The following is a 14,304-nucleotide window of genomic DNA, read 5'->3' as shown; positions in this document are numbered from 1 at the left end:
GGGCGTCGACGACGATGTCGTACCCACATCATGAACACAGACCCACCATGCGAGCAAGCCTGGCGGTCAGGTCACGGCCAGCGCCCCGCCGAACCCGATCAACGCGGCGCCGGCGACGACGTCACCGGCGCGGCGCACGCGGCGCCGGGTGAAGAAGCCCCGCGCCCGGTGCACGGCGAGGACCAGGCCGACCCCGTAGACGCCGCCGAGCACCGCCACCGACAGCGCCAGCAGCAGCGCGTCGGCGATGGTCGTCACGCCGGGGACGAGGAACTGCGGCAGCACCGACAGGTACATGACCAGCACCTTCGGGTTGGTGATGTTCGAGCCGAAGCCGACCAGGAACGACCGCCGCACCGGCACCCGCGGACCGCCGTCGTCGTCGACGGCGGGGTAGTCCCCGCGGCGGGCGGCCCGCAGCGCCTGCACACCGAGCACACAGAGGTAGACCACCCCGGCCCAGCGGATCACGGTGAACACGGTGTGCGAGCCGGCGACGAGCACGCCGAGCCCGAACGCCGCGGCGCAGCCCTGCAGGACGTTGCCGGTGAACACCCCGGCCAGCGTCGACAGCCCGCCCGCGCGCCCGCAGACCAGCGAGGCGCGCAGCATCACGAAGGTGTCCGGGCCGGGCATCAGCACGAGCCCGACGACGATCAACAGGTAGGCACCGTAGGACGTCCAGCTCACGAGAGGCCATCGTAGGCTGCTGCCCCGTGAGATCCCGCCGGCGCCGCACCTCCCGGGAGGCGTCCCCGCTCCCGACGGTCGACGGCCTCGCGCCGGCCCGCGTCCGGACCCCGGCGACCCAGGGGTGGGCGACGATGCGCGACCACCTCGTCGACCGGTTCCCGCACGTCGCGGACCGGATCGACGCGCGCCTGGCCGCCGGGGAGATCGTGACCGCGGCCGGTCCGGTCACCCCGGCCACGCCGTACGCGCCCTCGACGACGCTGTGGCTCTACCGCGACGAGCCCGACGAGGTGCCGGTGCCGTTCGGCCTGCCGGTGCTGTACGCCGACGACGACGTGGTCGTCGTCGACAAGCCGCACCTGCTCGCGACGATCCCGCGCGGCAGCCACGTCCGCCAGACCGTGCTGGTGCGGCTGCGTCACGAGCTCGGGCTGCCCGCGCTCAGCCCGGCGCACCGGCTCGACCGCGCCACCGCGGGGGTGCTGCTGCTGGTGGTGCGGCCCGAGCTGCGCGGTGCCTACCAGACGTTGTTCGCCCGCGGCCGCGTCACCAAGACCTACGAGGCCCTCGCCCGGTTCGACCCGGACCTGGAGCTGCCGCGCACCGAGGTGTCGCGGATCGTGAAACGCCCCGGGGTGTTCGCCGCCGTCACCGAGGAGGGCGAGCCGAACGCCGAGACCCGCATCGAGCTCGACGGGCGGCGCGGGGACCTGGCCCGCTACCGACTGACCCCGCGCACCGGGCGGACCCACCAGCTGCGGGTGCACCTGAACGGACTGGGCGTGCCGATCCTCGGCGACGACGTCTATCCCGAGCTGCGCCGGCGGGCGCCCGAGGACTTCACCCGCCCGCTCCAGCTGCTCTCCCGCGCGCTGGAGTTCGACGACCCGCTGACCGGGGTGCGGCGGCGCTTCGTGAGCGGCCGCACGCTGCAGGCGTGGGACGACCCGGACGGCTGGGCCGCCGGGACGCCGCACGAGTGGTGATCAGCCGACGCTGCGGTCGCCGTCGTCGTCGAGGTGGTGACCGTTGTGGCGGCCGCCGGGGACCGGCACCCCGTTGGCAGCGCCGTTGACCGCACCGTTGGCAGCGCCGTCGGCCGGTCCGTGCTCCTCCGCTGCGCGGTGGCGGCCCTCGCGCAGCCCCCGCTGGTAGCTGGACAGCCGGTTGCGTACGCGGTCGGGCTGGCGCTCGCGGGACCCGGCCGGCGCGACGCCGTTCGGGGTGTCCCGCCACGACGGCGGCACCATCGCCTGCCCGGGCAGCCGCTGCGGCAGACCCTGCGCCGTGGTCGGCAGGTCGACGACCCGGTCGGCCCGGATGCGGGCGGCGTCGAACTCGGCGTCACCCGCGGTGCGCCAGTTGTTCCCGGTGACCGGGAGCGCCGTCGTCTCGGTCGATCCCGGCTCACGGAACCAGGCCGAGGCGACCGCCGCGAAGATCGGCGTGTCGTCCGCGTCGTCCACGGGCACCGGAACCTCCGAGTCGAACGGTCCGAACAGCTCCACCGGCGGGGTCGTCCCCGGGGCGCCGGTGACGGGCAGTGCCTCGGTGGCCGGGGCCTCCTGCGGCGCGGGCGGCGGGCCCCCGTTGCGCGACGGCCCCGCGCCCGGCGACGGCGGCCCGTACGGCGGACGGGACCCTGGTCCGGGCCCACCGGGGCCGGAGCCGGCCGGACCGCGCCCGGTCGAGCCGGAGCCGTTCGGGCCGACGCCGTTCGGACCGGAGCCGTACGGGCCGTTGCCGTTCGGGCTGTTGCCGTTCGGGCCGGAGCCGGCGAAGGGGGCCGCGGCCGCGATGCCGCCGGCCGGACGAGGCGCACGGCGGGGCAGCCCGGCGGATGCCGCCGGCTCGTCCCGCTCGGGCGCGACCGGCGGCCAGCTCCGCTCGGGCTCCGCCGCCGGGGCGTCCCGCGGCGGCCAGGGCACGTCCGCCGCCGCAGCGGGGTCGGGGGTGCCGGCCACGTCGGGGGCACCGTCCGGCGCCGGGCGGCGCAGCGATGCCGTCGTCCCGGTGCCGACCTGCTCGTCCGGCTGCGGCTCCGCGGTGGGGCCGGCGGGCGCGGGCGGCTCGGAGCGGCCACCGCCGACGACCGACGACGGCAGGTGCAGCACGGCGATCGGGGCGACCGCGGAGTTCCCCGCGGGGCCACGGACGCCGAGCCGGGCGCCGATGGCGCGGGCCAGCCGCGCGGCCACGTGCAGGCCGATCTCCTGCGGGGCGACCGGACCGCCGGGCGTCGCCGAGCCCAGCGCCCGGTCCAGCTCCTCGACCGGGGTGCGGTGCCGCGGCGGCTGGGTGCCCTGGAGCTCGACGACGATCCCGCCCTCGGGACCCCACCGGGTCAGCAGCTCGATGCGCTCCCCCGCCGGCGTGACGCTCGCGGCGTGGGCCAGCAGCTCCGCCAGGATCTGGCCCAGCACGGGCTCGGCGGCCGCGTCGACCGAGACGCTCGGCGTCGGCGGGACGATCGTGCGCGAGGCCGCCTCGCTCGCCGAGACGACGGTGTTGAGCGCCTGCCCGAGCGGGGTCGGCGGGGCGGCGAGCCGGGGACCGCGGGGGGCACCGGCGAGGACGAGGATGTGGTCGCCGTCGCGGGCGCCGCGGCGGGCGGCCGCGGCCAGCTCGGCGAGGTCGGCCAGCGCACCCGGGCGCAGCTCGCCGGCACGCAGCCGCTCGGTCAGCAGCTGCTGACGCTCCGAACGGGCCCGCAGCCGGTGCGCGATCGCGGCCAGCACGGCGTCCCCGGCCGAGGCCCCCGCCGGGCCGGACGGGTGGGGCGGCGGGTCGTCTCGCGCCACGCGATCGTCCTCCGAACCGTTCGGACGGCGCCCGGGTCGGACGCCACGTCAGTACCCGCTCGGGTAGCGGGCGGGACGGTTGCGAAGCCTACTCGTCGGTCCGCCCAGCGCTTGTTCTGATGCGGTGGGCGGTGGATCGTGGACGGGCGGGCGGCGCAACTCCGCCGACGGGTCACCGGGAGTGCCCGGACGGGCACGACGGGCGGCCGGGCGGCCGCGCCGGAGGGGTCTCACTCGAACCGCGACGGGTCCCCCGCACCGTGCCGCACGATCTCCGGCTCGTCGCCGGACAGGTCGACGACGGTGGTCGGCTCGGTGCCGCAGTCCCCGGAGTCGATGACCGCGTCGACCTGGTTCTCCAGCTCCTCCTTGATCTCCCAGCCCTGCGTCATCGGCTCGTCGTGGCCCGGCAGCAGCAGCGTCGAGGACAGCAGCGGCTCCCCCAGCTCGGCCAGCAGCGCCTGGGTGGTGGCGTGGTCGGGGATGCGCACGCCGACGGTCTTCTTCTTCGGGTGCAGCAGCTGCTTGGGCACCTCCTTGGTGGCCGGGAGGATGAAGGTGTAGCTGCCCGGGGTGGACGCCTTCACCGCGCGGAACACCGCGTTGGAGATCTGGACGAACTGCCCGAGCTGTGCGAACTCCGCGCACACGAGGGTGAAGTGGTGTCGGTCGTCGAGCTTGCGGATCTGCCGGATCCGGTCCAGGCCGTCGCGGTTGCCCAGCGAGCAGCCCAGCGCGAAGCACGAGTCGGTCGGGTAGGCGATCAGGCCGCCGGAGCGCACGAGGTCCACGACCTGTCCGATGCTGCGCGGCTGCGGGTTCTGCGGGTGCACGTCGAAGTACCGGGCCATCGCGCGAACGTACCGGCTCGGCGGCCCACCCGGGGACCTCGACGACCGGGCGGTCGCGGTGCGGCCGGGAAACCGTTGCCCGCGACGCGCGGAGGGGACCAGGATGCGATCCATGCACGTCGTGGAATACCGGCCGGAACGGCACGAGTTCGCCTGGACCTTCGGGGGCGTGCCGCCGGTGCGCCGGGTCGCGCCCGGGACCTGCCTGCGGCTGTGGACCGAGGACGCGTTCTCCGGGCGGCTCACGTCCACCTCGGACCGTCCGAGCGCGGTGCTCGACATGAGCGAGGTGAACCCGCAGACCGGGCCGTTCCACGTGGAGGGCGCCGAGCCCGGCGACACCCTGGCCGTCCACCTCGTGGAGCTGACCCCGGCCCGGGACTGGGGCGCCTCCACGCTGATCCCGCTGTTCGGGGCGCTGTCGACGACCGAGCGCACCGCGCTGCTGCACGAGCCGCTGCCCGAGCGGACCTGGATCTACCAGCTCGACCGGGCCGCGGGGACGGTGCTGTTCGAGGCGACGAGCGCGGACCTGCGTCTGGAGCTGCCGTGCAACCCGACGCTCGGCACCGTCGGTGTCGCCCCGCCCGGGCGGGAGGTGCGCAGCTCGCTGGTCCCCGACGTGTTCGGCGGGAACATGGACACCCCGGAGATGCGCGCCGGGGCCACCTGCTACCTGCAGGTCAACGTGCCCGGCGCGCTCTTCTCGGTCGGCGACGGCCACTACCGTCAGGGCGAGGGCGAGAGCTGCGGCACGGCGGTCGAGGGCGCGATGGACGTCGTGCTGATCGTCGAGCTGATCAAGAACTCCCCGGCCCCGGCCTGGCCGCGGATCGAGACCGACACCCACTACGTCGTCGTCGGGTCCGCCCGCCCGCTGGAGGACGCCTGGCGGGCCAGCCAGGTCGGGATGATCGCCTGGCTGGGCGAGCTCTACGGGCTGGACCGGCTGGACGCCTACCAGCTGCTCACCCAGGCCGCCGAGTCGCCGCTGGCCAACGTCGTCGACACCAACTACAGCGCCGTCACCAAGATCGCGAAGGCGCTGCTGCCCACGGCCGCGGCCTACGGCGGCGTCCACCGTCACCTGCGCGAGCAGGCCCGCTCCCTGTAGAGGAAGGCCCCTGTCATGGACATGCTGTTGAACGGCCGCGTCGTGCTCGTGACCGGAGGGTCGCGCGGGATCGGGCGCGCGGTCGTCGCCGGGCTGGCGGCGGAGGGCGCGCGGGTCGCGTTCTGCGCCCGCGACGCCGACGGGGTCGCCGCCGCCGAGCAGGAGCTGCGCGCCGCCGGCGCCGGTGAGGTGGCCGGGACCGCGGTGGACGTCGCCGACGGCGATGCGCTGGCCGGCTGGGTCGCTGCCGCCGCCGACCGCTTCGGTGCCGTCGACGCGGTCGTCGCGAACGTCTCGGCGCTCGCGATCGGCCCTGGCGAGCAGAACTGGCGCTCGAGCTTCGAGATCGACCTGCTGCACACGGTGCGTCTGGTGGACGCCGCGATGCCGCACCTGGAGCGCAGCGACGCCGCCTCGGTCACCGCGGTGTCGAGCGTCTCCGGTCGCGAGATCGACTTCGCCGACGGCTCCTACGGCGTCATGAAGGCCGCGCTGGTGCACTACGTCTCCGGCCTGGCCTTCGACCTCGCCCCGAAGGGCATCCGCGCCAACGCCGTCTCCCCCGGCAACGTCTACTTCCCCGGCGGGGTGTGGGCGAACGTCGAGCAGAACGACCCCGCGCTGTACGCGCACGCGATGGGGCTCAACCCGACGGGCCGGATGGGCACCCCGGAGGAGACCGCCTACGCGGTCGTCTCGCTGGTCAGCCCGCGGGCGAGCCGGATCAGCGGCACCAACCTGGTGGTCGACGGGGCGCTGACCCGCGGGGTGCAGCTCTGAGGCCTCACCCCAGCGCCTCGCGCACCACCCGCTCGACCGGGGCCGTCCCGGCCATCAGGTCGAACGCCGGCTCACGCGCGGGTTCCAGCGGAGGCTGGGCGATCACCCGTGGCCGCCGGGCGGCCGGGGACATCGCCTGGGCGCGGTGCACGACGAACGGGTGCACCAGGTGGACATCGCCGGCGCGGCCGGTCGCGGCGACCTCCCGGCATCGGGCGGTCGCGCGGACCGCCTCGCCGCAGAACGGCAGCCAGTCCGCGCCGGCGGATCCGTGCGGTGCGAGCAGCCGGGCGACCTCGTGGTGCGAGCCGGACCGCAGCAGCGTCGGGGCGTCGTCCGGTCCGACGTCGGTGTAGAGGAACAGCATCAGCAGGGACCGGCCCCGCCCGGGAGGTGCACCCAGCCGTCGCGGAGGAACTGGTCGATCATCGTCTGACAGGGTCCCCGGTCGTGTGCTCGTGGGCGACCGGATTTCCGTCGAACCGGACAGCCCATCCCCTACCGGTCTCGGGTTAGGGTCGCCTCACCTGACCGAAGGAGATCGTCCGTGACGCCGTCCCGGGCCGCGGTGGCCCTCGCCGCCCTGCTCACCCTGCTCCTCGCCGCGTGCTCCTCCACGCCCGGCGCCGACCCCACCGACGACGGGGGCACCCGCACGGTCGCCACCGCACGGGGCGAGGTCACGGTCCCGGCCGCGCCGCGGCGGGTCGTCGTGCTGGAGCCGGTGCAGCTCGACACCACCGTCGCCCTCGACTCCCCGCCGGTCGGGGCCGCGGTCCTGTCCGAGGGCACCGGGGTGCCCGCCTACCTCGGCGACGCCGGCGCGCGGGTGACGGTCGTCGGGACCGTCGCCGAGCCCGACCTGGAACGGATCGCGGCCCAGCGGCCCGACCTGATCCTGGGCACCGAGTCCCGGCACGCCGCGCTGTACGACCGCCTCGCCGCGATCGCGCCGACGGCGTTCATGGCCTCGCAGGCCGACCCGTGGCAGGACAACGTCCGCTTCGTCGGCCGGGTGCTCGGCCGGGAGGCCGACACCGACGAGCTGCTCACCCGCTACCGGGACCGGTGCGCCGAGGTCGCGCGCACGCACGACACGGCCGGGCGCACCGCGCAGATGATCCCGCCCCCGCGACGGCCTCCTGACCCTCTACGGGCCGACGTCGTTCGCGGGCGGCACCCTGGAGTGCGCCGGGTTCACCATCCCGCCCCGGGACTGGGAGAACTCGATCTCGGTGGACCTGTCCCCCGAGCTGGTCCAGCAGGCCCGCGCCGACGAGGTGTTCCTGACCGCGACCGACCCGGCGTCGCCGTCGGCGGTGCCGCCCGCCGTCGAGGCGGTGCGCGCGCAGGTCTTCCCGCGGCTGCACCCGGTCGACCAGTCGGTCTGGATCACCGGGGTCGGTCCGCTCGGCGGGCAGAAGGTGCTCGACGACATCGAGCGGACGCTGGGCCGGTGAGCCCGCTGGCGGGGTCGCCGAACGTCCTGTTCGCCGCCCGGGTGCTCGCCGTCGGCGTGCCCTCCCCCGGGTTCCGGCGGCTCGTCCTGGGCGGGCCGGAGCTGTCGCGGTTCGCCCCGCACGGCCGGGACCAGCGGATCAAGCTGCTGGTCCCGACGGAGGTCGGCTACCCCGCCTCGCTCGCGTCGGGCCTGCCCGAACGCGAGTGGCGGGCCCGGCTGCGGGAGCTGCCCGCCGACACGCGGCCGGTGCCGCGCAGCTACACCCCGGTGGCGGTCCGGCCGGGGCGCGGCGAGGTCGAGCTCGACGTGTTCTGCCACGCCCGGCCGGGTCCGGCGAGCGCGTGGGCGGCGGCCGCCCGGCCCGGCGCCGCCGTCCTGCTCTCCGGGCCGGACGTGCGGCGCGGCAACCCGGACCACGGCGTGCAGTGGGACCCGGGCCCCGCCACCGAGGTGCTGATCACCGGCGACGAGACGGCGCTGCCCGCCGTGCGCGGCATCCTCGCCGCGCTCCCGCCGCACCACCGGGCCCGGGTGCTGGTCGAGGTCGGCGACCCGGCCGACGCCGTCGGGCTCGCCGGCGCCCATCCGGGCGTGACCGTGGAGGTCTGCCGGCGGCCGGGGCGATCGCTGCTCGAGGCCGTCACCGACTGGGTCGGGACCCACGGTGCCGCGGCCGCCCGCCTGGGCGACCGCTTCTACACCTGGAACGCCACCGAGAGCACCCGGGTGGCGCGGGTGCGCGGCCTGCTGCACGAGGCGGGCGTCGCCCCGGACCGGGTCCACGCGCAGGGCTACTGGCACGACCGGCCCCGTCCCGCTGCCCGCTGATCACCCGGACGTCATCCGGGTGTGGCCCGGTCGCCATGCCCGGCGCGCAGCGTTGCCAGACGTGGACGAGACCCCGGTCGAGCCTCAGGCCGACGCCCCCGCTCCCCTCATCCCGCACCCCGGTGCGGTCGACCCCGGGCACTTCCGGGTCGACGACTCCGACGACGACGACCCGACCCTCGTCGACCCCGAGGGCAGCCCGGTCGACACCTGGCGCCAGGGCTACCCCTACGACGACCGCCTGTCGCGCCAGGAGTACGAGCACCAGAAGCGGCTGCTGCAGATCGAGCTGCTGAAGCTGCAGAACTGGGTCAAGGACACCGGCAACCGGATCGTCGTCCTGTTCGAGGGGCGCGACGCCGCCGGCAAGGGTGGCACGATCAAGCGGTTCACCGAGCACCTCAACCCCCGCGGCTGCCGGGTGGTGGCGCTGGAGAAGCCGACCGAGCGCGAGGCCGGCCAGTGGTACTTCCAGCGCTACGTGGCGCACCTGCCCTCGGCCGGGGAGATCGTGCTGTTCGACCGGTCCTGGTACAACCGGGCCGGCGTCGAGCGGGTCATGGGCTTCACCGACCCCCGCTCCTACATGGAGTTCCTGCGGGCCACCCCGGAGCTGGAGCGGATGCTCGTCCGGTCCGGGATCCATCTGGTGAAGCTGTGGTTCTCGGTCTCGCGCGACGAGCAGCGCACCCGCTTCCTCATCCGCCAGGTCGACCCGGTGCGCCAGTGGAAGCTGTCCCCGATGGACCTGGCCTCGCTGGACAAATGGGAGGCCTACACCGAGGCGAAGGAGGCGATGTTCTTCTACACCGACACCAAGGACGCCCCGTGGACGGTGATCAAGAGCAACGACAAGAAGCGCGCGCGGCTCGAGGCGATGCGCCACGTCCTGGGCCTGTTCGACTACCCCGGCAAGGACACCGGGGTGGCCTCCCCGCCGGACCGGCTGATCGTCGGGCCCGCCGCGGAGATGTTCGAGCAGGACGAGGGCCCGAACCGCTTCCCGCCCCTGACCGACCGGCACCACTGAGCGGCGGGGCCGTGCTCAGGCGGGCTCGGCCACCAGCGTCATGGTCAGCGAGTGACCCACGCCCAGGCCGGGGCCCGCGGCCCGTTCGAGTCCGAGCAGGGTCCCGGCGAGCCGGGCGGCCTCGGCCCCGGCGAGGGGGCCGGCCCCCCGGTACGGCTCCAGGACGCCGTTCCACCGGTCGGCGAACCCGCGCAGCCAGGCCAACGCCTCCTCCGGTGCTCCCTCGGTCGCCGGGGTGAACCGGAGGTCGTCGGGGTCGACCCGGGACGGGTCGCGGACCAGGTCGTTCAGCAGGGTCCGGAACCGCGGCACCGACGGGTGGAAGGTGCCGGTGGCGGTGTGCCGCCCGACCAGGACCGACCGGTCGACGGCGGTGCGCGACACCAGCCGCGCGCCGCTGCCGGCCAGCGCCGCGTCGACGGTGGCGTCCAGCTCGGCACGGCCGTAGAACGTCATCGGCTCGGAGATCGCCTCGCCGCCGCCGGCGAAGAAGCTCATCGCGTAGTCCCAGCGCTCGGTGTCCCAGCGGGGCTGCCACTCCACCGAGTACCGGCCGAGGACGTCGACGACGACCGCCGCCCGTCGGCCCCGGGCCGCCACGGCGGCCAGCACCGACCCCAGCGCGGCGACGAGCTCGTCGCGGGTGAGGTGGGAGTAGGGGACGCCGCAGGACAGGTACAGGTCGAACGCACCGTCGGGCAGCGCGTCGCGCACGTCGCCGAGCACGAACGACGCCGACGGCGAGCCGACGGTGTCCCGTGCGGTGGCGACCATCTCCGGGTCGACGTCGAGGCCGACGTAGCGCAGCCGGTCCTCCGCGACGATCGGCGCGGCGCCCGGTTCCGGGCGGGTGAGGAGGGCGAACCCGTCGGCGGTGCCGGACCCGACGTCGAGCACGGCGACGGGGGCGCCGGGCCGCAGGTGCAACGCGGCCAGCGCGTTCGCGATGACCCGCCGGGTGACCGGCTCCTCGGAACCGGCCTTGACCGGGTCCCGTCGCGCCGGGGACAGGTAGTGGGCGCTGGCCCCGCGGTAGGACGGGGCCTGATCGGAACGGCTCACCGTTCCTTCCTACACCGAGAAGATCATTCTCGGCTCACCGCGGGCGGCCGGGGTCGGGCCGGCCGCCCGCGGGAGGTCGGCGGACGCTCAGGCGAGGTCGTCCAGCTCGCCGTTCCTGATCGAGGTCAGGAAGGCGGCCATCTCGGTGGCCGGGAAGGCGAGCACGGTGCCGTGCGGGTCCCGCGAGTTGCGGACGGCCACGGTCCCTCCGGTCACGACGGCGAGCTCGACGCAGTTGCCCTGGTAGCCGCTGCGCACGCTCTTGCGCCACGTCAGCGAATCGATCGCCGCGGCGCCGCTCAGGTGCATCTGGTCCATGCGAATGCTCACCTCATCTGCATATGCATTCTCCGTTGCGTCAAACGCTAGCAGTGGGCAAGCGGCTCGGTCGTGCAAAACAGGACGGAACGCGCCCGACGGTCGCCCGTCCGCGCCCGACTGCGGTGCACGGGCCGTGGGCGGTCGACGTCGGAGCGTGGTGCCCGGGGCCCGAAGACGGGCGCCGCTCGTCGCCCGGGAGCGACGTCGGTGCAGGTCAGAGCTCGGCGCGCAGCTTGCTCAGTGCCTGCTTGGTCTCGGCCGGGCTGAGCGCGTCGATGGTGAGCCGGTCCATCGAACGGCCGTAGCGCTCGACGTCGGCCCGCTTGTCCAGATAGGAGGCCCCGGTCATCTCCTCGAGGTAGACCAGGTCGGGCAGCTCGGGCTCGGCGAAGCGCAGCATGGTGAAGGCGTGCTCGGCGCCGTAGCCGGACAGGTCCCAGGGCAGCAGCTGGACGACGACGTTCGGCAGCGACGACAGCTCGATGAGGTGGTCGAGCTGGGCACGGAAGACTCCCTCCCCGCCGACCGGTCGGTGCAGCACGGCCTCGTCGAGCACGGTCCAGAAGGTCGGTGCGTCCTTGCGGTGCAGCACGCGCTGGCGTCGCAGCCGCACCTCCAGGCGCTTCTCGACGTCGGCCCGCTCGACGGGCGGCAGGTCGGTGTGTCCGCCGCTGACGACCGCGCGAGCGTACTCCTCGGTCTGCAGCAGCCCCGGGACGAACAGCAGCTCGTAGGACGAGATGCGCGACGCCGAGGCCTCCAGACCCACGAAGTCCTCGAACCAGCCGGGGACGACGTCGTTGTAGCGGGCCCACCAGCCGCTGGAGTTGCTCTCCTCGGCCATCGACAGGACCTGGTCGCGCTCGGGGCCCTCGGCGACGCCGTACATCGTCAGCAGGTCGGCGACGTCGCGCTGCTTGAACCCGACCTTGCCCGACTCCAGCCTGCTCATCTTCGAGTCCGAGCCGCGGATCGCGTACGCCGCGTCGGTCCGGGAGATGCCCGCGCGCTCCCGCAGCCGGCGCAGGTGTGATCCGAGCACGATGCGCCGCGCGGTCGGGCCGCGGTCGGCACCGGGCGGGGTGGGGCTGTTCGGGCTGGGGACCACCGGGACGGGCTCCTGCGGTTGCGGGGGACTGCCGATCGGGTGACCGAGCCTACACAACGGTTCCGCAGGTCGTCAGCGGTCTCGATCACGGGACACGTCCGGACGGTGACGGTGCGTGCCCGATCGGGTCGGTCCGCTACGGTGACCGCACCGGTGATCGGCGCCACGACGGGCGTCGTCCGGGCACCGACCGACGCACCGGCGCGACGCCGCCGACGACGCAGTGAGGACTCCGCCGATGGCCCAGCCGACCGAGGGTCGCGCTCCCGCGTACATCGACACGACCAAGGCCAGCATCGCCCGGGTCTACGACTACGCCCTCGGCGGCAAGGACAACTACGAGGTCGACCGGGAGACCATCGAGCGGGTCCGCAAGATCGCCCCCGAGGTCAACCTGCTCGCCGTCGACAACCGGGCGTTCCTGATCCGGGCGGCGCGCTTCGTCGCCACCCAGACCTCCATCACCCAGTACCTGGACTGCGGCTCCGGCCTGCCGACCGCGGAGAACACCCACCAGGTGGTCCAGCGGCTCCAGCCCGAGGCCCGGGTCGCCTACGTCGACAACGACCCGACCGTCATCGCGCACGGCCGGGCGCTGCTGGAGGACAACGAGTTCACCCGCTTCTCCGCCGCCGACATCCGCGAGCCGGAGTCGGTGCTGGCCGACCCGTCGGTGCAGGGCTTCCTGGACCTCGACCAGCCGGTCGCGCTGTTCCAGATCGGCACCATCCACCACTTCGACGACGCCGTGGACCCGCAGGCGATCATGGCCCGCTACGTCGAGCGGCTCGCCCCGGGCAGCGTCGTCGCGATCGCGCACTTCTTCGACCCGGAGAACGCCGACAGCGAGCTGGCCCGGCGGATGGAGCAGGTCTTCGTGCACAGCCCGATGGGCAGCGGCCGGTTCCGCACCCTCGCCGAGATCACCGGGCTGTTCCCCGGCCTCGATCTGGTCGACCCGGGCATCGTCCCCTGCTACCGGTGGTGGCCCGACGGTCCGCAGCTGCGCGGCGAGGACCCGGTGCAGCGGTGCATCGTGGGCGGGGTCGGCATCAAGCGATGAGTTCGCGGGGCCACCGCGGTCGAGAGGGGTGAGACCCACCGACCCCGGGAGGCCCCCGTGCCCGTCACCCTGGACCCCACCGCCCAGATCCTGCGCGACGCCGTCGCCACCGGGTGCGTCCCCGGACTCGTCGCGGCCGTCGACCATCCCCGGCACGGCACCGGGGTGCACGTCCTCGGCGACGACGGCGCCGGACACCCGCTGCGCCGCGACACGATCGTGCGGATCGCCTCGGTCACCAAGCCGGTCGTCGCGGTCGCCGCGCTCGCACTCGTCGAGGACGGGATGCTCGACCTCGACGAGCCGGTCGCGGCGTGGCTGCCGGAGTTCGCCGCGCCGCGGGTGCTGCGTCACGAGGCCGCCGGGCTCGACGACACCGTCCCCGCGCGCCGGCCGATCACCCTGTACGACCTGCTGACCTACCGCTGCGGGATCGGGATGCTCCCCCGGCCCCCGGCCGAGCTGCCGGTGCAGCGCGCGACCGCAGGGCTCGGCAGCGACGGACCACCCGGGTTCTACCCGCTCCCCGACCCCGACACCTGGACCGCGCGGCTCGCCGCGGTGCCGCTCGTCGCACAGCCCGGGTCGCGCTGGCTGTACCACACCTCCGGTGACCTGCTCGGTGTCCTGCTGGCCCGCCGCTGCGGCACCGACCTCGCGACGGTGCTCGCCGAGCGGGTGTTCGCCCCGCTCGGCATGCGCGACACCGGCTTCTCGGTGCCCGCCGCCGACCGGGACCGGTTCGTCCCGCTGCTGGCCGCCGCACCCGGCGGCGGCTTCACCGTGACCGACCCGGTCGACGGCGCGTGGTCGACCCCGCCGGTGTTCCCCTCCGGAGGCGGTGGCCTGGTCTCCACCCTGGACGACCTGCTCGCGTTCACCCGGGCCCTGCGCGCGGGCGGCAGCCCGGTCCTGTCCCCCGGCGCGGTGGCCGAGCTGACCTCCGACCGGCTGAGCACCGCGCAGCGGGCCGGTGCCGCCCCGTTCCTCGACGACGGCTGCGGCTGGGGCCTGGGCCTGGCCGTCGAGGACGGCGGACGCTACGGCTGGGACGGCGGCCTGGGCACCGGCTGGCGCTCCGACCCGTCGAGCGGTGTGATCTCCCTGCTGCTGACCCAGGTGATGTGGGACGGGCCCGAGGGTCCCGCGCTCCTGCACTCCTTCCGCGCCGCGGCGCACTCCTGAGAGGAC

The 14,304-nt window shown here is 74.9% G+C and carries 14 protein-coding genes; 7 read left to right on the top strand and 7 right to left on the bottom strand.

What is annotated here, in order from left to right:
* Positions 1-66: 66 nt before the first annotated feature.
* Positions 67-690 (bottom strand): LysE family translocator, encoded by a 624-nt coding sequence (locus KPL59_RS22405; RefSeq protein ID WP_226361868.1) that lies wholly within the window; start codon positions 688-690, stop codon positions 67-69.
* 26 nt (positions 691-716) lie between these two features.
* Between KPL59_RS22405 and KPL59_RS22400 the strand changes: the two genes are divergently transcribed.
* Positions 717-1,679, top strand: coding sequence for a pseudouridine synthase (locus tag KPL59_RS22400; RefSeq protein WP_226361867.1), 963 nt, complete (start codon positions 717-719; stop codon positions 1,677-1,679).
* On the opposite strand, the gene KPL59_RS22395 is transcribed toward KPL59_RS22400, so the two are convergent.
* Together KPL59_RS22395 and KPL59_RS22390 are read right to left on the bottom strand one after the other, a co-directional pair.
* Positions 1,680-3,494, bottom strand: a complete 1,815-nt coding sequence (locus KPL59_RS22395) for a hypothetical protein (RefSeq protein WP_226361866.1) — start codon at positions 3,492-3,494, stop codon at positions 1,680-1,682.
* Between the two features lie 230 nt (positions 3,495-3,724).
* Entirely contained in the window at positions 3,725-4,345 is a 621-nt protein-coding gene (locus KPL59_RS22390) for an L-threonylcarbamoyladenylate synthase (protein ID WP_020623429.1), read from the bottom strand.
* A 112-nt stretch (positions 4,346-4,457) separates the two neighbouring features.
* Between KPL59_RS22390 and KPL59_RS22385 the strand changes: the two genes are divergently transcribed.
* Together KPL59_RS22385 and KPL59_RS22380 are read left to right on the top strand one after the other, a co-directional pair.
* The gene (locus tag KPL59_RS22385) at positions 4,458-5,459 is read left to right on the top strand and encodes an acetamidase/formamidase family protein (protein WP_226361865.1); all 1,002 of its coding nucleotides are present in this window, start codon (positions 4,458-4,460) and stop codon (positions 5,457-5,459) included.
* Between the two features lie 15 nt (positions 5,460-5,474).
* On the top strand, positions 5,475-6,239 hold the full coding sequence (locus KPL59_RS22380) for an SDR family NAD(P)-dependent oxidoreductase (protein ID WP_075306927.1): 765 nt from the start codon (positions 5,475-5,477) through the stop codon (positions 6,237-6,239).
* A 4-nt stretch (positions 6,240-6,243) separates the two neighbouring features.
* Here the strand turns inward: KPL59_RS22380 and KPL59_RS22375 are convergent, their stop codons facing one another.
* Positions 6,244-6,606, bottom strand: coding sequence for a hypothetical protein (locus KPL59_RS22375; protein WP_226361864.1), 363 nt, complete (start codon positions 6,604-6,606; stop codon positions 6,244-6,246).
* 180 nt (positions 6,607-6,786) lie between these two features.
* On the opposite strand from KPL59_RS22375, the gene KPL59_RS22370 reads away from it, so the two are divergent.
* A complete protein-coding gene (locus KPL59_RS22370; RefSeq protein WP_226361863.1) occupies positions 6,787-8,529 on the top strand; it encodes a siderophore-interacting protein in 1,743 nt (580 codons plus the stop codon).
* A gap of 61 nt (positions 8,530-8,590) precedes the next feature.
* Positions 8,591-9,559, top strand: a complete 969-nt coding sequence (gene ppk2, locus KPL59_RS22365) for a polyphosphate kinase 2 (RefSeq protein ID WP_020624198.1) — start codon at positions 8,591-8,593, stop codon at positions 9,557-9,559.
* Positions 9,560-9,574: 15 nt separating this feature from the next.
* Here ppk2 and KPL59_RS22360 read toward each other — a convergent pair whose 3' ends face one another.
* From KPL59_RS22360 to KPL59_RS22350, 3 genes are all read right to left on the bottom strand, one after another.
* The gene (locus tag KPL59_RS22360) at positions 9,575-10,621 is read right to left on the bottom strand and encodes a class I SAM-dependent methyltransferase (protein ID WP_226361862.1); all 1,047 of its coding nucleotides are present in this window, start codon (positions 10,619-10,621) and stop codon (positions 9,575-9,577) included.
* Between the two features lie 87 nt (positions 10,622-10,708).
* Positions 10,709-10,951, bottom strand: a complete 243-nt coding sequence (locus KPL59_RS22355) for a DUF397 domain-containing protein (RefSeq protein WP_226361861.1) — start codon at positions 10,949-10,951, stop codon at positions 10,709-10,711.
* Positions 10,952-11,156: 205 nt separating this feature from the next.
* Positions 11,157-12,050, bottom strand: coding sequence for a helix-turn-helix transcriptional regulator (locus KPL59_RS22350; RefSeq protein ID WP_020624195.1), 894 nt, complete (start codon positions 12,048-12,050; stop codon positions 11,157-11,159).
* A gap of 238 nt (positions 12,051-12,288) precedes the next feature.
* Between KPL59_RS22350 and KPL59_RS22345 the strand changes: the two genes are divergently transcribed.
* Positions 12,289-13,113 (top strand): SAM-dependent methyltransferase, encoded by an 825-nt coding sequence (locus tag KPL59_RS22345; protein ID WP_226352643.1) that lies wholly within the window; start codon positions 12,289-12,291, stop codon positions 13,111-13,113.
* A gap of 57 nt (positions 13,114-13,170) precedes the next feature.
* Positions 13,171-14,298 (top strand): serine hydrolase, encoded by a 1,128-nt coding sequence (locus tag KPL59_RS22340; RefSeq protein ID WP_226361860.1) that lies wholly within the window; start codon positions 13,171-13,173, stop codon positions 14,296-14,298.
* The last annotated feature ends 6 nt before the right edge of the window (positions 14,299-14,304 follow it).

This window comes from Pseudonocardia sp. ICBG1142 (assembly GCF_020496255.1).
Taxonomy (GTDB): Bacteria; Actinomycetota; Actinomycetes; order Mycobacteriales; family Pseudonocardiaceae; genus Pseudonocardia.
Note: the sequence above shows the minus strand (reverse complement) of the source record. Positions and strands in the feature narration are given on the sequence as shown.

What these genes read in the sequence shown, in the direction of transcription:
- KPL59_RS22390 (WP_020623429.1), bottom strand. Translation starts at nt 4,345, where the DNA reads ATGGCCCGGTACTTCGACGTGCACCCGCAGAACCCGCAGCCGCGCAGC.
- KPL59_RS22385 (WP_226361865.1), top strand. Translation starts at nt 4,458, where the DNA reads ATGCACGTCGTGGAATACCGGCCGGAACGGCACGAGTTCGCCTGGACC.
- KPL59_RS22380 (WP_075306927.1), top strand. Translation starts at nt 5,475, where the DNA reads ATGGACATGCTGTTGAACGGCCGCGTCGTGCTCGTGACCGGAGGGTCG.
- KPL59_RS22375 (WP_226361864.1), bottom strand. Translation starts at nt 6,606, where the DNA reads ATGCTGTTCCTCTACACCGACGTCGGACCGGACGACGCCCCGACGCTG.
- KPL59_RS22345 (WP_226352643.1), top strand. Translation starts at nt 12,289, where the DNA reads ATGGCCCAGCCGACCGAGGGTCGCGCTCCCGCGTACATCGACACGACC.